16 protein-coding genes and 1 pseudogene are annotated in these 16,710 nt (G+C 46.2%); 11 read left to right on the top strand and 6 right to left on the bottom strand.

Going from position 1 to position 16,710, the window contains the following annotated elements:
• Together B5D35_RS25010 and folE are read right to left on the bottom strand one after the other, a co-directional pair.
• Window positions 1-659: pseudogene (locus tag B5D35_RS25010) on the bottom strand (transposase family protein); the annotation flags it as partial.
• Between the two features lie 114 nt (window positions 660-773).
• Window positions 774-1,427 (bottom strand): GTP cyclohydrolase I FolE, encoded by a 654-nt coding sequence (gene folE, locus B5D35_RS19170; RefSeq protein WP_078754118.1) that lies wholly within the window; start codon window positions 1,425-1,427, stop codon window positions 774-776.
• Between the two features lie 274 nt (window positions 1,428-1,701).
• Here folE and moeA point away from each other — a divergent pair, with 274 nt between their 5' ends.
• The 9 genes from moeA (at window position 1,702) to B5D35_RS19130 (ending at window position 9,914) form a co-directional block, all read left to right on the top strand.
• Window positions 1,702-2,937: a molybdopterin molybdotransferase MoeA gene (gene moeA, locus B5D35_RS19165; RefSeq protein WP_078754117.1), complete on the top strand. Its 1,236-nt coding sequence runs from the start codon at window positions 1,702-1,704 to the stop codon at window positions 2,935-2,937.
• A 9-nt stretch (window positions 2,938-2,946) separates the two neighbouring features.
• On the top strand, window positions 2,947-3,696 hold the full coding sequence (moeB, locus tag B5D35_RS19160) for a molybdopterin-synthase adenylyltransferase MoeB (RefSeq protein ID WP_078754116.1): 750 nt from the start codon (window positions 2,947-2,949) through the stop codon (window positions 3,694-3,696).
• 128 nt (window positions 3,697-3,824) lie between these two features.
• The gene (locus B5D35_RS25295) at window positions 3,825-4,988 is read left to right on the top strand and encodes a bifunctional diguanylate cyclase/phosphodiesterase (protein ID WP_269809042.1); all 1,164 of its coding nucleotides are present in this window, start codon (window positions 3,825-3,827) and stop codon (window positions 4,986-4,988) included.
• Window positions 4,989-5,020: 32 nt separating this feature from the next.
• On the top strand, window positions 5,021-5,443 hold the full coding sequence (locus B5D35_RS25290; protein ID WP_280174693.1) for an EAL domain-containing protein: 423 nt from the start codon (window positions 5,021-5,023) through the stop codon (window positions 5,441-5,443).
• A 198-nt stretch (window positions 5,444-5,641) separates the two neighbouring features.
• The gene (locus tag B5D35_RS19150; protein WP_078754115.1) at window positions 5,642-6,463 is read left to right on the top strand and encodes a phosphate ABC transporter substrate-binding protein; all 822 of its coding nucleotides are present in this window, start codon (window positions 5,642-5,644) and stop codon (window positions 6,461-6,463) included.
• Window positions 6,464-6,551: 88 nt separating this feature from the next.
• Window positions 6,552-7,463, top strand: coding sequence for a phosphate ABC transporter permease subunit PstC (pstC, locus tag B5D35_RS19145; protein ID WP_078754114.1), 912 nt, complete (start codon window positions 6,552-6,554; stop codon window positions 7,461-7,463).
• Window positions 7,464-7,468: 5 nt separating this feature from the next.
• Window positions 7,469-8,314: a phosphate ABC transporter permease PstA gene (gene pstA, locus B5D35_RS19140; RefSeq protein WP_078754113.1), complete on the top strand. Its 846-nt coding sequence runs from the start codon at window positions 7,469-7,471 to the stop codon at window positions 8,312-8,314.
• A 17-nt stretch (window positions 8,315-8,331) separates the two neighbouring features.
• The gene (gene pstB / locus B5D35_RS19135; protein ID WP_078754112.1) at window positions 8,332-9,096 is read left to right on the top strand and encodes a phosphate ABC transporter ATP-binding protein PstB; all 765 of its coding nucleotides are present in this window, start codon (window positions 8,332-8,334) and stop codon (window positions 9,094-9,096) included.
• A 371-nt stretch (window positions 9,097-9,467) separates the two neighbouring features.
• The gene (locus B5D35_RS19130) at window positions 9,468-9,914 is read left to right on the top strand and encodes an META domain-containing protein (RefSeq protein WP_078754111.1); all 447 of its coding nucleotides are present in this window, start codon (window positions 9,468-9,470) and stop codon (window positions 9,912-9,914) included.
• 27 nt (window positions 9,915-9,941) lie between these two features.
• Here B5D35_RS19130 and B5D35_RS19125 read toward each other — a convergent pair whose 3' ends face one another.
• Window positions 9,942-11,546, bottom strand: a complete 1,605-nt coding sequence (locus tag B5D35_RS19125) for a CHASE domain-containing protein (protein WP_078754110.1) — start codon at window positions 11,544-11,546, stop codon at window positions 9,942-9,944.
• A gap of 145 nt (window positions 11,547-11,691) precedes the next feature.
• Complete coding sequence (gene metE, locus B5D35_RS19120; RefSeq protein ID WP_078754109.1) at window positions 11,692-13,962, bottom strand: 5-methyltetrahydropteroyltriglutamate--homocysteine S-methyltransferase; 2,271 nt, start codon at window positions 13,960-13,962, stop codon at window positions 11,692-11,694.
• Between the two features lie 105 nt (window positions 13,963-14,067).
• Between metE and metR the strand changes: the two genes are divergently transcribed.
• Window positions 14,068-14,979, top strand: a complete 912-nt coding sequence (gene metR, locus B5D35_RS19115) for an HTH-type transcriptional regulator MetR (protein WP_078754108.1) — start codon at window positions 14,068-14,070, stop codon at window positions 14,977-14,979.
• Between the two features lie 10 nt (window positions 14,980-14,989).
• On the opposite strand, the gene B5D35_RS19110 is transcribed toward metR, so the two are convergent.
• Both B5D35_RS19110 and B5D35_RS19105 read right to left on the bottom strand, forming a co-directional pair.
• On the bottom strand, window positions 14,990-15,184 hold the full coding sequence (locus B5D35_RS19110; protein WP_078754107.1) for a DUF4250 family protein: 195 nt from the start codon (window positions 15,182-15,184) through the stop codon (window positions 14,990-14,992).
• A 121-nt stretch (window positions 15,185-15,305) separates the two neighbouring features.
• The gene (locus tag B5D35_RS19105) at window positions 15,306-15,977 is read right to left on the bottom strand and encodes a hypothetical protein (RefSeq protein ID WP_078754106.1); all 672 of its coding nucleotides are present in this window, start codon (window positions 15,975-15,977) and stop codon (window positions 15,306-15,308) included.
• A gap of 348 nt (window positions 15,978-16,325) precedes the next feature.
• Between B5D35_RS19105 and B5D35_RS19100 the strand changes: the two genes are divergently transcribed.
• Entirely contained in the window at window positions 16,326-16,637 is a 312-nt protein-coding gene (locus tag B5D35_RS19100) for a hypothetical protein (RefSeq protein WP_078754105.1), read from the top strand.
• The last annotated feature ends 73 nt before the right edge of the window (window positions 16,638-16,710 follow it).

The following is a 16,710-nucleotide window of genomic DNA, read 5'->3' as shown; positions in this document are numbered from 1 at the left end:
GGTGATAAGCACGCTTATTTCTCACGAGCAATCGATGATGCCTAAGCAACGTAAATAAGCGATCTCTTCCGACAAACAGCGCTTGTAGGCTCAACAAGTGTTTGAGTTTTCTTGTGCCTAGCCGAGGTTGAGCCAAACGCTCCTTTTGAACCGCAGACAATACCTGATGTTCATTGGCAACGCGTTGCTTAAGTGAATGACTGCGTTTGTAGTAAGCTTGCCGACTCACACCGATGAACCGACACGCCTTAGTTACTGTGAGTCTTGCAATCGTTTTTTCAGTAACAACTCGGACTTGTGCTTTTTTGATAGACGGACTCCGTAATCCCTATCCATGACATGCACAACGGCTTCGAAGAAGTCGGCTTTGAGTTGAGCATCTTCGAGTTGTTGTTCTAACTCTTTAATGCGCTGTTCTGGAGTTTAAGGCGGAGAGGTATATGGCATAGCGTCACCCCGAGGATTGGTTGAAGAGGAGCCATTACTCCAATCTAGATGACCATGCTTACGAAGCCAAGTTAAAACGGTAGAGCGTCCTTGGATCCCATAACGCTCCTGGGCTTGTTTGTATGTCATTTCGCCTCTTTCGACTTGGTCTACGACACCAATTTAAAGGCGACAGAATAATCTCGCTGGGTACGCTTGGTTGTTGATTTCATAACACTCTCCAATTTCGGGTTGGAAAAGTGTCAACCTTATTTAGGACGGGATAACACATACAAAAAAGCACCCGAGGGTGCTTTTTTTATATCTGCTGTTACAACACGTTGATGTTATATGCCATGAAGAAACTCAGCACGGGTTGCCGCATTTTTCTTAAATACGCCTCCTAATGCCGTCGTGGTTGTCGCACTCGTTGCATCCATCACGCCACGCGCTTTCACGCAGTAGTGGGTTGCATTCATATGAACAGCAACATTATCTGTTTCAAGCAACGTTTGCAGTGCAACCAGAATTTGTCTTGTCAGACGTTCTTGTACCTGGGGACGCTGAGCAAAGAAGCGCACGATACGGTTGATCTTAGACAAGCCAATGATCTTGTCTTTCGGCAGATAGGCGACCGTACACGTACCATCGATCGTCACGAGATGATGCTCACACGTGCTGGTCAAAGTGATATTTTTCACTCTCACCATTTCATCACAGCCCATCTTATTATCGATAACCGTGATTTTAGGGAAATTAGAATAGTCTAATCCTGAAAAAACCTCGTCAACATACATCTTTGCAATACGTGCTGGCGTTTCAATCAGGCTGTCATCTTTCAGGTCAAGATCGATAACAGACAAAATTTCCCGCATGTGATATTCGATTTTTTCCTTCTTTTCTTCGGCGGTCATCGACGAACCGGACTGCATTGGAGTTTCAATACCACGCGCCACTAGCGCTTCACGAACTCGCTTTGCAGAATCGCTCAATGCTGTCATAAAAAACCCTCGGATCGTTCCAATGTTGTTATTGTTACCTAAGCAACAAGGCGTTACTGACTTCAAGGCCTTCAGTTTACTCAGGTATTGTTCTTACTCGCCTATTAAGGACAAGAATAAGTTTCTGTTATATTTTTGAAGCATAACGTTAATGGTAATAAAATTACACCTTGAAATGCATGCGAACATTAGTTTCGACAAACAAAGTCTGAGATAATGTGACTTTGCTCTGACGATAGCTAACCACAAAGCTTAAAACTACCGAGATTTATTTATGGGTTGTTGCGATACTCCTGGACTGGTGCCCGTTTCTGCGGCCATTGACACTCTCCTTGAAAATACTGCGCCAATTACGCAGACCGAAACTGTCTCCCTGATTGATGCTCAAAATCGCATTACTTCTGCTGACATTTGCTCGCCAATCAATGTGCCACCTTTTGCAAATTCTGCAATGGATGGCTATGCCGTTCGCTGTTCAGACCTGATGGTGAGTCAAACGCTGCCAATGGCGGGGAAATCGTTTGCAGGTGCCCCTTTCGAAGGTGATTGGCCAGAGGGAAGCTGCATTCGCATTATGACGGGCGCGGAGATTCCACAAGGTGCAGACGCCATCATCATGCAAGAGCAAACCCATGTTGAAGGCGATAACGTTACGTTCACTGTTCTCCCTATTGCCCAGCAAAACATTCGACCAATTGGTGACGATGTGAAAACTGGCGACGTGGTTATTCCAAAAGGGACATTGTTGACACCTCGCGAAGTGCCCCTTCTTGCAACGCTAGGTATTGCTGACGTACCGGTTATGCGCAGAGCGAAAGTAGCATTTTTCTCCACGGGAGATGAACTCCGCCAAGTGGGCGAAGCGCTGGGTAAGGGCGAAATTTACGACAGCAACCGCTATACCATTCGCGCAATGCTTGAAAAGATGCACTGCGAAGCGATTGATTTAGGCGTTGTTCCAGATTGTCCAGAGAAACTCCGTGACGCCTTCTTGCATGCCGCAGACATCACAGATGTCATTGTGACATCCGGCGGTGTCAGCGTCGGTGAAGCCGACTACACCAAAGACATTCTGGATCAAGAAGGTGAAGTGGGCTTTTGGAAAATTGCCATCAAACCAGGCAAGCCCTTTGCCTTTGGTCACGTAAAAAGTGCGTTGTTCTGTGGTTTACCGGGTAACCCTGTTTCTGTTCTGGTTACCTTGCACGTTTTGGTTCAGCCATTGCTTGCGAAGCTTTCAGGCCACACGCAATGGAAACCAACCATTCAGCTGAAAGCTAAAGCTGAGAGTCGTTTTAAAAAGTCACCTGGCCGTGCTGATTATCAACGTGCTGTCTATCGCATAGATGAAAACGGCGATTTACTTGTCGGGACCACAGGCAACCAAGGCTCTGGCGCGTTCAGTTCCCTCTCTGTCGCTAATTGTTTTGCCGTACTCGAACAAGACCGTGGTCATATTGAGGCGGGAGAAACCGTGACCATAGAGCCGTTCAATGCTGTTTTAAGCTAAAGGAAGACCGTGGATATACTCTCTCCGGAAGAAGAACTTAGATATAACCGCCAAATCATTTTGCGCCAATTTGATTTTGAGGGCCAAGAGGCCCTCAAGCAAAGCAAAATGCTCGTGTTGGGTGCTGGAGGCTTGGGGTGTGCAGCCAGTCAATATCTCGCGGCAGCAGGCGTAGGTGAACTCACGCTCGTTGACGATGACCATGTGGAGCTTTCTAACCTTCAACGCCAAGTGCTTCACAGTGATGCAACCCTTGGCGAATTGAAAGTAGACTCAGCTGCGAAGTCACTCTCTGCGCTGAATCCTCACCTAGCCGTCAACACCATCTCAACGCGTTTAGATGATGCAGCGCTTTCCGAATTGGTAAAAGTGCACAGCCTTGTGCTCGATTGCAGTGACAACATAGATACCCGTAATCAATTAAATCGTTTGTGTCATGCGCATAAAATACCACTCATTAGTGGCGCAGCGATCAGATTGGAAGGGCAAGTGGTCGTTTTCACGCATGGCGAGAATGAACCTTGCTATCAGTGCTTAAGTGCCATGTTTGGTGAACAAGCGTTAAGTTGTGTAGAAGCAGGTATTCTTTCCCCTGTTGTTGGGATTATCGGAGCAACTCAAGCACTAGAAGCGATTAAAGTTGTTTCTAAGTTTGCGCCCGCCCCTGCCGGAAAACTCATGATGTTTGATGCCATGGACAGCCAATGGCGTAACTTTACGCTGTTGAAGAACGCCAATTGCAGTGTCTGCAACGCCTAACACCACTCACTCAAAAGAGTGACATTATTCTCAAGTTTGCCATTTTCAGCTACATTTAAGATTGTCTAGGCTGTCATCCTCTTCATGCCAGCCACTTTCTTTTCGCAGTGTGGGCTGATAATAAAACGATGCTGAAATCGATATCAATCATCCTCGTGATTATCGGCATGCTTGCCTTTATATCCGCCTTGCGTTCATCAATTTCTCTTTATCAAAAAGACCGTCGCCCCTCCACCTTCTGCTTCATTCCAGTCATGCTTGGCTTTGTGCTTGGGTATTTCGTTTTTGCGGCTTACATGACGATGAAGACGGAAATCAATATCATCGAATTTATTGTATCAATGGTATTTTTTGGCGGCGGTATATTTTGTGTCATGATTTTTAGCGTCGTATCTCAAAGCATGGAACGTATCGCCTTTGCTGAATTTCAACAACGCCATAACGAATCACATGACAGCCTTACTGGGCTTCCGAACCGAAGCTTCCTTCTCCAGACCATCAATCAACACATCAATGACTATGGCACGACGCAACAAAGATTTGGTGTCGCTACCGTCGACATTAACAATTTTAACCATATTAACGAGGTCTTCGGCCATACGGCTGGTGACAGTGTGCTCTATCAATATTCTGAGCGTTTGAAAGAATTTGTTGATCTGGACATTTTTCTAGCGCGAACGAGCGGTAATCGCTTCACGTTTATCATCAGCAGCCCTGAAACAACGAATGTCGCGACCTATATCGAAAACATACAAGCCTACCTCGATCACCCGCTCACTATTAATGACCATGACATCAATTTTACAAACACTGTCGGTGTTTCACTTTACCCTGAACATGCTGCCTCCGCAGAAGATATATTGAAGCGGTCTGAAATTGCCATGTACAGCGCAAAACGCATTCAAATACCCTATGCCATCTATGAAGCCGTCTCTTACCGACAGTTCTACGACAAAGTTGAGTTAGCGCAGATGCTTCAGGTTGCCATGAAAAATATGGACTTCGACCTGTATTTCCAACCAGTTATGAACGTGAACAATTCTAAGAAAACAACATTTGAAGTCCTCATCCGGTGGCCACTTGGAAATGGTTACAGCGTCAGCCCCGATGAGTTCATCCCCATTGCCGAACAAACGAATGCCATCCAACACATTACGCGATGGGTTCTCCAAAAAACCGCCTCTCAGCTTGCTGTGTGGGCGAACAAAGGCATGACGCCTCATGTGCAAGTCAATCTTTCAGTGAAAGATATAGTAGATGACTATCTAGAGCCCTACCTAAAAAACTGTTAAAAGAGTACGAAATCCATCCTTCACAACTCACCTTGGAAATTACAGAAACAAGCATGATGCAGAACCCGAAAAAAGCGCAAATCGTCCTTGAGAAGATTAAAAAACTCGGTGTTTCACTTAGCATCGACGATTTCGGGACCGGATTCTCATCACTGTCTATTTTGAGCAATATGCCCATAGACGAAATCAAAATAGACCGAAGTTTTGTCACCGACCTCCTCTATAGCTCAAACCATGAAGCTATTGTGAGATCAACGATTTATCTGGCTCATAGCCTAGAATGTACCGTGGTTGCTGAAGGTGTTGAAACAGAAGCTCTTGGACAATATTTAATGTCTATTGGCTGCGACAAAATCCAAGGCTTTTGGTACGGCAGGCCCATGAATCTCTTCCAAGCAGACACTTGGTTACATGATGTCCACATTGTAAATACCCGCGTAGCCAGTCAAAACTAAAGATATAAACCCCGCATTCCTTACCATTCGCAGCATTTAATACTGCTTATTTTTAATACAGTCCTGTCATAAAAAAAACATTATCTCGTCATGAATGCTTCAAGTAACTGAAACATCACTGTCATATAACTTACCTAAAGTTGCCATCGTTGATTCAAGCATCTCCTTCGAGAAAGACAGCGATTAAGGAAAGTTACAATGAAATCAAAAGTTTTTACTGCTCTATGTATGGCTGGTGCACTCGTTGCCAACACGGCTTCTGCCCAAGAAACCATTACCATTTCGGGCTCAACCTCTGTAACAGAAGTCATGGAAGTTCTTGCTGAGACATATCACAACCAAAACAACAAAACGTTCATTGAAGTTCAAGGCACGGGTTCATCAGCAGGTGTTAAGGCTGCTAAAAATGGCACGTCAATGTTTGGTATGGCCTCTCGTGACCTGAAAGAGTCAGAAAAAGAACCCGCATTGAAAGAAACCGTTATTGCTCGCGATGGCATCGCTGTTGTTGTGAACAATGCAAATACTCTGGATAACCTGACAATAGAACAAATTGCAAAAATCTACCGTGGCGAAGTAAAAAACTGGTCTGAAGTTGGTGGCGAAAACAAGCCTGTTGTTGTTGTTACCCGTGATACCGCATCCGGCACACGTGGTGCGTTCGAAGACATCATGGGTCTGAAGCGCAAAATAAACGGCACAACCGTTTCTGCAATCTCTCAGCGAGCACAAGTGGGCAACGGTAACGGCGTCGTTAAGACAATCGTTGCGAACAACCCATTTGCCATCGGTTACATTTCATTGGGCTCAATTGATGAGTCTCTAAAACCCCTCAAAGTGAATGGTGTAGCGGCTTCTTCTGACGCTGTTGCCGCCGGTGACTACAAAGTTGCACGTCCTTTCCTTGTGTTGAGCAAAGAGGGTGAACCTTCTACGGCTGCCGAGGAGTTTCTGGATTGGGTAGTCTCTCCAGACGGACAAAAAATCGTTTCAAAGCAAGGTTACGTACCTGTTCAGTAAGACTTATCGATACCTTGGCCTGACGGAATTAGTCAGGCCCATTTTAAAGAAAACCTCCCTGTCAATTTTTGGCATTAAGGAGTGAGAAATGACCATCGCAAACGAACAAACATTAGTGCAGCCAACTCGCAGTCTGAGTCGTCGTCAAAAACGTGACTGGCGTGAAGATATATTTCGCTCACTGTTTCTGACAGCCGCTATTTTGGGCGTGCTTTCTCTGGCAACCATCGGCTACTTTATTTTTCTTGAAGGCATACCAGCCATCCAGGAAGCAGGTGTAACCGGTATCGTCACTGGCTCTGAGTGGTTACCACCCGCACTTTATGGCATCGCGCCAATGATTGTGGCATCACTTGCCTCAACCGCAGGTGCTGTTGTGCTGGGCGTACCCGTGGCGGTACTTACTGCGGTGTTTATCGCGGAGATAGCGCCAAAGTGGCTGGCTAACATCATTCGTCCAGCAGTAGAGCTGCTGGCAGGTATCCCATCTGTGGTATACGGCTTTTTTGGCTTGGTGATTATTGTTCCACTGATCCAAGACGTTTTTAACGTACCGGCGGGTAACACACTGCTTGCAGGTATCATCGTTCTGGCAGTCATGATCCTGCCAACCGTTATTACCGTATCAGAAACCTCACTGCGTGCAGTGCCTAAGGTCTACAAGGAAGGCTCCTTGGCGTTAGGTGCATCGCAAATGTTCACGACATTCAAGCTTCTGCTTCCTGCGGCACGTTCAGGCATCATGACCGGCGTTATTTTGGGCATTGCCCGCGCTCTGGGTGAAACCATGGCAATCATCATGGTAATGGGTAACGCCCCCGCTATGCCAAATGGCTTGTTGGAGTCTGCGCGTACGTTAACTGCAAATATCGCCCTAGAAATGTCTTACGCTTCCGGTGTCCATGCTAGCGCACTGTATGCGACAGGTATCGTTCTGTTGGTCTTTATCATGGTCCTGAACGCTGCTTTGCTTTACCTAAATCGTGAAAAAGCGAGGTAATTACGATGCTTTCACGTCAACTCAAAGACACGCTTTCTCTCGCTACCGTATGGATTGCAGCGGGCCTGACCGTCGGATTTTTATTCTGGATTATTTGGTACATTCTGAGTAACGGCCTGCAATACGTAAGCTGGTCATTTATCACCAACAATTACACACGCATTGGTGAAGAGTCCGGTATCTGGCCGATGATCGTTTCAACCATCTATATGGTTATTGCGTCCATCTCCATTGCGGCACCGATTGGCATCATGACAGCTATCTATCTGACAGAATATGCAAAGGTCGGCAGTAAGTTTGTAAAAGTCATTCGTTTTTGTACCGAGTCGCTAGCGGGTATCCCGTCAATCATCTTCGGTCTTTTCGGTATGACCTTCTTCGTTGCGGTGTTGGGACTTGGCTTCTCGATTTTGTCAGGTGCACTGACACTGAGCATCCTGATTCTACCGGTGATTATCCGCACCACAGAAGAAGCGCTAATGTCAGTTCCTCAGACGTATCGTGAAGGTTCCTATGGTCTAGGTGCATCGAAAATTTACACGATTTGGAAGCTTATTCTTCCTGCAGCGATGCCTGGCATCGTGACATCAATCATTTTGAGTGTAGGCCGCGTTATTGGCGAATCTGCACCCGTATTTCTGACAGCCGGTATGGTTGCGCGTATTCCTGATAGCGTTATGGATTCGGGCCGTACTCTGACTGTTCACCTTTATAAATTAACCCAGGAGCTCTACACAATGCACGAGTGGAATCAGGCATATGCCACGGCCACCGTACTGATTGTCGTAGTGCTACTCATCAACATGCTGACCAAATTCATCGCCAGCAAGTTTAGCAAAGCCACGTACTGAGCCCGGGAGAGAATACAATGTTGACTGCAAATAAATTTGAAATCGAAAATCTGAATCTTTACTACGGCAATGGTGCGAACCACGCACTGAAAAACATCAGTCTGCCTATCCCAAGCAAGAAAGTCACCGCACTGATTGGCCCTTCAGGCTGTGGGAAGTCAACGCTGCTACGCTGTCTGAACCGTATGAACGATTTGATCGAAGGCGTGAAAATTGATGGTCGCCTGGAGTTGGATAGAGAAAACGTGTACGGCAACATCGATGTGTCTAACCTTCGCATCAAAGTGGGCATGGTATTCCAAAAGCCAAACCCATTCCCGATGAGCATCTACGACAACGTGGCCTATGGTCTTCGTGCTCAAGGTGTTACTGACAAGAAAACATTGGATGAAGTCGTAGAGAACAGTCTGCGTGGCGCGGCACTGTGGGATGAAGTGAAAGACCGTCTCAAATCACACGCATTTGGCCTTTCTGGTGGTCAACAACAACGTTTGTGCATTGCGCGTACTATCGCGATGGAACCTGAAGTTATCCTGATGGACGAGCCAACATCTGCACTTGACCCGATCGCGACTAAAAAAATCGAAGACCTGATGGAGGAGTTGAAGAAAAACTACACCATCGTCATCGTGACGCACTCAATGCAGCAGGCCCGTCGTATTTCTGACCGTACCGCGTTCTTCCTTATGGGCGAGTTGGTAGAGCACGATGAAACCGCCAATATTTTTGCTAATCCACGTGATGATCGTACTCGTGGCTATGTCAATGGTGACTTCGGCTAAGGCAGTGACTCACCATGAATCGAATTCCAACAATAATTAAATTTATGCGATGGTAACACTTGCCCCCTATCTCGATAGGGGGCTTTTTTATTGCCTTCTAAAACATCACAAGGTATTCCGTGGAACGACGACATTACGGATAAAAGACCACAATTCACGCAAATCCCGACAAATAATGAGGCGATTGACAATAATCTGACTTGCGTCGTTTCCCATAATACGAATAATGGCGGAAGAATTATTTGGTTGCTTACCCTTCACAAAGGGAACCCAACTGTAACTACAATGTCATTTAGATATCGACACCAGCATTCAGCGCATTCAAACAGACTGATATGGCCGTCGACCTACTCACAAATCTGGAGTACATGATGAAAAAGATGGCAATCGCAATGCTGGTAGCACCAGCAATTTTGGCTGGCTGTTCAAACAGCACTGCTTTGAACGGTGATTCATTGGAAGTTTCACAAGCTAACATGCAGCACCACAACTGGGTTCTGGTTAGCGTTGACGGACAGCCTATTAACCTGCCAGAAGGCTTTGCGGCACCAAGCCTCGAAATCGGTGAAGCATTCTCTGCAAATGGTCACGCTGGTTGTAACCGCTACTTCGGACAAGCTGAGCTTAAAGACGGTCAATTCCGCATCGATAACATGGCAACTACCATGATGGCTTGCCCTGAGCCAGCAATGGCTGTTGAAGGCGTCATGACTAACGTTCTGGGTAACTGGAGCGACGTGTCTTTGGAAAAACAAACGCTAGAATTGAAAAATAGCGATCACACGTTGAATTTCCAATTGCGTGATTGGGTTAACTAATCCCTGCAGCAATAAATTATTTAGTTCTCAGCCTCTTTCAAGAGGCTGTTTTTTTTCTTGAGCATAAATCCAATTCGATTGATTCCGCCCCATAGCCACAGCTTTACTCAATGCAATTTCCGCGTAAGCAACCAGCTTGGAAGCTTCCAGATTATCCGCATTCGTTACCGTGACACCCCCAATGCTGATTGAGATGATATTTCCCCCCGCCTCTTTATCGAAAGGCAGTTTTAGCCCTTTTACCGCGTTGATACATATGTCCGCGATTGGCGCACCATCACGCGTGTTAGGCAAGAGAATAGCAAACGTCTCTCCCCCATATCTTGCTAAGAGATCACTGGGTCTTTTCAACGTATCACTAATAGCTTGTCCAACGAGCCGAATTATTTTGTCTCCCGCGACACGACCATGGCGCGTGTTGTAAAGAGACATATTGTCAATTTCAATGATAAGGAGGCTAATGGGGAGTCTGTCTCGGTGCGCTCTGCCGACCTCACTTTGCACACTGGCTTCGAAATACTCACGATTGTAATACCCCGTCAACCCATCGCTTTTCGACATCGTCTCAAGCTTCTTATTTGCTTCCCTTAATTCTCGTGTTTTGGCATCAACGCGCTTTTGTACGCTCAATGCACGGTATTGAAGGATGTAGATAAGGTACGCAAGCAATGTGAAAATCACCACACCCACAAGGAATATGATATGTGGAAACAAACTCATTCTACTGTTCACGTAGTCTACCGATGGAACGCCCTTGAGTACCCACTCTCGCCCAGCGAAATAGATAGGTTCGGAGGTATAAGACAACAATGAAATGGGAGGTTCAGAAAGGTCAACCGAGCTTTGGAAAATCGTCTGGTTACTTGCATTAACCCCCATATCGAGCAGCGACAAATTGATCGATTCTTTTACGGTGTTGTTAATGGCTAATTGAAAGATATCTTTCACATCAAATAGAGCAAGCAAAACCCCCCTCAGCGCATCTTCGCGATCTGCATCCGTTTCTGGTTCTCCATAAAAAACGGGCAATAACATCAAAAAGCCACTCAGGTCTTCAAATTTTCTTTTGAGACGAACAGCTGGCGTTGCAATAGGGACGCCACGATACCAACTCATCTCAAGTGCATCTTTCATCGATGGGCGCGAGGCGAGATCAAAACCTAACACATTTTGGTTGTCTTCATAGGGGGTGATGTACTTTACAGGGAAATAGCGATTGCGGGTTTGTGCTTTAACAAGATCACCATTGGCGCTAAGCTCAACGATCTCAAACAAGGCAAATTCAAGCGCTGCCTCTGCTTCATACAGATCCCTTTCGTTATTTTCGACGACCTCAGCCCACTCCATTGAACGAATGTTCGGGTGTCGATCCATAATACTTCCCGCAAATCCAACGAAGGCGTCCTCGTTGACATCGCCACTCGAAGTGAGTTGATTTCTCAACGCATAGAGAAGTTCGATTGCAATGTTAAGCTCTCGTCCGAGAGACAGCGCTGCGTTCTCTACATCTTTTTGAATTTCATGGGCAACGGCTTGTTTTTCCGACTGATATAAAGAGATGGCAGCAACAAACGAAAAAAACAGTCCCACTAGAACTGTAATAATCGTTGAATATAAAACGCGTTTTGCCATCTAATTTCACCCTCAAACATGTTAACTAATTGTTGAACATATTTTTGGATACCGCCAGAAACCTGACCTTTGCTTTTGCAAGATGCGAAATCTATGTGCGAAGCAAAGGCCAGATCGTGTGACCATTTGGCGTTTTTCCTACGCGTTAGTTCGCCGTCTCTCTTAGTGTAATAGCCGCTTCAACCAAACTCGATAACGCCGCCTCTACCTCATTCCATGAGCGTGTTTTCAGACCACAGTCAGGATTGACCCATAAACGTTCGTCTGGAATCGTCTTACGCGCCTTCTCCAACAATGAAAGAATGTTCTCAACCGATGGGATGTTAGGCGAATGAATATCATAAACACCAGGACCAATTTCGTTCGGGTAAGAAAAGGCTTCAAAAGCTTGCAAAAGCTCCATATCAGAGCGTGATGTTTCGATGGTGATGACATCGGCGTCCAACGCTGCCACCGAGTCGATAATGTCGTTGAACTCGCTATAGCACATGTGAGTGTGGATTTGCGTCTCCGCCTTTGCGCTTGCAGCAGAGATCTTAAACGCTCTGACCGCCCAATCCAGATAGGTTTTCCAGTTACTGGCTTTCAGAGGCATTCCTTCTCGAATCGCAGGCTCATCAATTTGAATCACTTTGATTCCCGCGTCCTGAAGATCGGACACCTCATCACGCAGCGCAAGTGCAATCTGTTCAGCGATCTCTTTACGCGACAGATCTTCGCGTGGGAACGTCCAGCCTAAAATGGTTACCGGGCCAGTTAACATCCCTTTGACCGGTTTTGCTGACAGATTTTGTGCATACGTCGTCCAATCAACGGTGATCGAGGCTTCTCTTGAAATATCGCCAACGATAATGGCAGGCTTCACGCAACGAGAACCATAACTTTGAACCCAGCCAAAACGTGTAACCGCAAAGCCATCGAGGTTCTCTGCAAAGTACTCAACCATGTCATTTCGCTCTGGTTCACCGTGCACTAAAACATCTAACCCTAGCTTTTCCTGTCGCTCTATCGCGTCTTTAATGTGACCTTGCATTGCGGCGATATATTCTGACTCATGCAGTTCACCTGCTTTCAACGCGCGACGCTGCTGGCGAATTTCTGACGTTTGTGGAAATGAACCAATGGTCGTGGTAGGGAATCGCGGTAATGATAATGACGTTTTTTGCGCCTCAGCACGGGCGACGTAGGGTAGTTCTCGCTCAGCCAGCGCATCTGTAATCGTATTCAGACGGGCTTGCACATGAGGTTTATTCACCGTTGAACTCGATGCGCGTGCTATTATCGCTTCGCTATATGCGATACATGCTTCACGCGAAGACGCATTCCCCGACAGTGCATTTGATAGCAGAACAACTTCACTCACTTTTTGCTTCGCAAAGGCCAACCAGGATTTCACTTCATCATCAAGCGACGTTTCCAATGCCAGATCCACAGGGGTATGTAGCAAGGAACAACTGGTTGCTACCCATAAACGTTCCCCCAATTTCTCAGCAACACTGCTTAACTCGTTCGCCCACTTACCAAGGTTAGATCGCCAGACATTGCGACCATTAATCACACCAAGGGATATCACCCAGTCCGTCGGCAGTTCATCCACCACCGCCTCAAGTTGAGTTGGCGCTGTGCTCAAGTCGATATGGAGGCCATCAACCTTCAACGAACGAATGATATCCAATTGCTGTTCAATTGACTCAAAGTAGGTGGTGAGCAGCAATTTCACATCACCGCTGATAACTTGATAAGCCAACTTGTAAGCGTTGCGCCATTCTGGCGCCAACTCTAACGCAAGGATAGGCTCATCAATCTGAACCCATTCGACACCTTGGGCTTTTAGTTTCCCAAGAATCTTTTGATAAACAGAAAGAATTCTTGGCAACAAATCTAAGCGGTTAAAATCCGACTCTTTTTCTTTTCCTAAGTACAGATAAGATATAGGCCCAAGCAGCACGGGTTTTACATTGTGTCCGGCCTTTTGCGCTTCATTAACTTCTTCGAAGAGTTGATTCCAACAAAGTTTAAATTCATCGTCTTTTGAAAACTCAGGCACGATGTAATGGTAATTAGTATTAAACCACTTGGTCATATCTGACGCCGCACACGCACACCCTGTCGGCGCTTTTCCTCTAGCAATACGGAAAAGTGTATCGAGATCGGGATGACCGCCTCGGTGGCGCTTAGGAATATGACCAAGGGTCAAACTGGTTTGTAAGACTTGGTCATACCATGCGAAATCACCTACCGTGACATAGGACAAGCCCGCTTCCGCCTGCACGTTCCAGTTGTGATGACGAATTGTCGCTCCTACATCCAGCAGCCCTTGTCGGTTCAAATCGCCCTGCCAATATTGTTCCAATGCGAACTTCAGTTCTCTTTTGTTCCCAATTCGTGGGTACCCTAAAATATGTGTCTTTGTCATGCATCCTCTCCAAATTTAGCCGTCCAGATGTTTACATGTCCACGGTGATTGATTAGAGTTCATAAAACAAACTCAAATAACTCAAACGGATGTTGAGGATTTTTCATGATAGAAGTGAAGCACCTGCGAACACTGGCTGTATTAAGGGATACGGGATCGTTAACCGCGACTGCGACGCAGCTTTGCCTGACACAATCCGCCTTGTCACATCAGCTGAAGGATCTGGAACAGCGTATTGGATCCCCCTTATTCCTACGCAAAACCCGACCCGTTCGCTTTACGGCTGAAGGCAGTGTCCTTCTCTCTCTCGCTGACGATGTTTTACCCAAACTGACAAGAACCGAAGCCGAGCTTTCCGCGTTAAAAGAAGATGCAAAGGGAAGGCTGCATATGGCCATTGAGTGCCATTCTTGTTTCCAATGGTTGATGCCAGCGCTGAAAGAGTACAAGCTCAGTTGGCCGTTGGTAACGCTCGATTTTTCGTCGGGTTTTGGTTTTGAACCCCTTCCTGCGCTTGCGGGTGGAGAATTAGATTTAGTGATCACGTCTGATATTCTGCCGAGAAGTGAAGTGCACTATGAAGCCTTGTTTGATTTTGAAATGCGCTTGGTGCTTTCTGACACACATCCCCTTGCCAGCAAAAAAGTGATTCAACCTGAAGACCTCGCCGGTGAGACCTTGCTAACCTACCCAGTCCAGAAACAGCGCATGGACATCATCAAGCACTTTCTTCAACCTGCCGACATCGAACCTGCAAACATCAAAACAGCTGACAATACCCTGATGCTTATTCAAATGGTGACCGCAGGCTTAGGCGTTGCTGCGCTTCCTAACTGGGCAATCAATGAGTTTTCAAGGCAAGGATTAGTTGTCGATCGACCGTTGGGTGATGGCCTATGGCGAAGATTGTACGCTGCAGTTCGGGCGCAAGAGGCTAAACGGCCATACCTTCAGGCTTTTTTTGGCACGGCACGCCACCAATCTCATGCGCATTTGGAAGGCATCAAAAAGGTCTAAACCGATAACGTCACTTTTGTCGAAGTTGATTGATTACGGGGTCGTAGTAACAGTCCATTTCATCCAGTTTTTGTTGGAATGAATGACTGTCCAGCCCAAATTGAAGAAGAAATTCATCTAAGCTATCGCATTCTAAGCGGAGCCTTTCATTAACGATGCCGTAGACAATTGCATTATCGAGGTGCTCTAGGTTATGGATTTCCATTCGCGACACTCCTCACCGTCTATAACTACCGTTAGTTTAGTCCCCCTGATACTGGTCGCTGAGCGTAAAATATAAAAAAGGGCGCTTCATGCGCCCTGTTTCACCCGCGATACAACAAATGTCAAATCGTAGACACCGAAGCGATCGCCACAAAGGAGGCGCTAAATAGCAACACATAAGCCATGAACACCGGGAGTAGTGTCGGTACAACTTGTCTGAACAAATGCGAAACCCAAATCAGGATACCTGTCAGAGCTAACCCCATACATACCACAATATGTTGCACCATCGCATCGGTCGCGTTGGCTGAACCCAAAACGGCTAAAACTGCAGCCATGAGCATCGCCGAAATGACGCCAATTACAGGCAAGATACGATGGAAGGCCTGTAGCCTTGAGCGTGCTCTTATCAACAAAAGATGTGCCGTTACTGCTCCGACTAGAACCACCTGAAAGAGCATGAGAAGCGACAGACCAAGTGGCGATTGAAACATCGCAACGACAAGTGCCAATACCCCAAAGGCATTGGAGAGATGCAGTAACGGGATTGGGCCTGATAATTTTGTTTTACCCGTTTTAGAACGTAGCGAAAAAATACCCAACGAGATGAAAGGCAGTGCCGCAAAGGAAAACAATGGCGTGATGGCTCCCCATCCTACAACCAAAAACCAAAATACCTTGTGTAAGCGACCGCGCTGACCAGGGCAAATATCCCCTTTTAACAGTACTAACGTTAGAATCAGTTGCGCACCCAGTACGCCCGACAAAATCACCGAGCTAAACACATCAATCATATTGCTACCCAAAAATACGTATCGCGCAATTATACCTAAACTCCCACGATATACCCAAGCCACCTGAAAGTGCTAGGGCAGAGACATGACACTCAATGGTGCCGAAACAACAAATAATGCGATGACGCCAAGGACAAAAGGGGAATTTAATCGACGCACAATGAATGTTTGTGCAAATAACATGCAACAGTATCGATAACCTCACAAAATTAAATGTTAATTTTGCGTTTAAACGTTTTTATATGTAACTGTTTTTATATTCAGTCGATTTGCATCTAAAAATCGGCATGACATAAATTTGAGGCCTAAATATTTACGACGTCACATTACATCGGATTGAGGGATTACATGGAGTTTTCTGTTCGCCGCTTTATTGTTTCACTCAGAGAGCTATCGACTGCTAAACAACATGCCGCAAGTTTCAATACGACGAGAGCAACATACTTAAGGTCTCGTATCATTGCGCTCTGTTATATTTGGTCTTTCCTTTCAATCGCTTGGACGCCAATCGACTTTTATTTTTTGGATGCAGAAAGTAGCATCCTGCTTTCTCTTCGTCTGGCTCTGGTTGCCAGTCTTCTCATCATCGCTCGGTGCTTAAAAAGCCGTAATTCTCTGCATGCGTGCAGAGCCGCGCTTGTAGCGCGCCTCGCGATATGAACAACAAAGCCTAGCAAATTGCGCACAACTGTAAGTGCTCAAAATGCTAGGCTTAAATGGCGTTTAAAGAATG

The sequence above is a fragment of the Enterovibrio nigricans DSM 22720 genome (assembly GCF_900167155.1).
Classification (GTDB): domain Bacteria; phylum Pseudomonadota; class Gammaproteobacteria; order Enterobacterales; family Vibrionaceae; genus Enterovibrio; species Enterovibrio nigricans.
The sequence above is the reverse complement of the archived record's forward strand: the minus strand, read 5'-3'. Positions and strand labels throughout refer to the sequence as shown.

Coding starts and splice junctions, on each gene's coding strand:
- folE (WP_078754118.1), bottom strand. CDS start 1,427: ATGACAGCATTGAGCGATTCTGCAAAGCGAGTTCGTGAAGCGCTAGTG.
- moeA (WP_078754117.1), top strand. CDS start 1,702: ATGGGTTGTTGCGATACTCCTGGACTGGTGCCCGTTTCTGCGGCCATT.
- B5D35_RS25295 (WP_269809042.1), top strand. CDS start 3,825: ATGCTGAAATCGATATCAATCATCCTCGTGATTATCGGCATGCTTGCC.
- B5D35_RS19150 (WP_078754115.1), top strand. CDS start 5,642: ATGAAATCAAAAGTTTTTACTGCTCTATGTATGGCTGGTGCACTCGTT.
- pstC (WP_078754114.1), top strand. CDS start 6,552: ATGACCATCGCAAACGAACAAACATTAGTGCAGCCAACTCGCAGTCTG.
- pstA (WP_078754113.1), top strand. CDS start 7,469: ATGCTTTCACGTCAACTCAAAGACACGCTTTCTCTCGCTACCGTATGG.
- pstB (WP_078754112.1), top strand. CDS start 8,332: ATGTTGACTGCAAATAAATTTGAAATCGAAAATCTGAATCTTTACTAC.
- B5D35_RS19130 (WP_078754111.1), top strand. CDS start 9,468: ATGAAAAAGATGGCAATCGCAATGCTGGTAGCACCAGCAATTTTGGCT.
- B5D35_RS19125 (WP_078754110.1), bottom strand. CDS start 11,546: ATGGCAAAACGCGTTTTATATTCAACGATTATTACAGTTCTAGTGGGA.
- metE (WP_078754109.1), bottom strand. CDS start 13,962: ATGACAAAGACACATATTTTAGGGTACCCACGAATTGGGAACAAAAGA.
- metR (WP_078754108.1), top strand. CDS start 14,068: ATGATAGAAGTGAAGCACCTGCGAACACTGGCTGTATTAAGGGATACG.
- B5D35_RS19110 (WP_078754107.1), bottom strand. CDS start 15,184: ATGGAAATCCATAACCTAGAGCACCTCGATAATGCAATTGTCTACGGC.
- B5D35_RS19105 (WP_078754106.1), bottom strand. CDS start 15,977: ATGATTGATGTGTTTAGCTCGGTGATTTTGTCGGGCGTACTGGGTGCG.
- B5D35_RS19100 (WP_078754105.1), top strand. CDS start 16,326: ATGGAGTTTTCTGTTCGCCGCTTTATTGTTTCACTCAGAGAGCTATCG.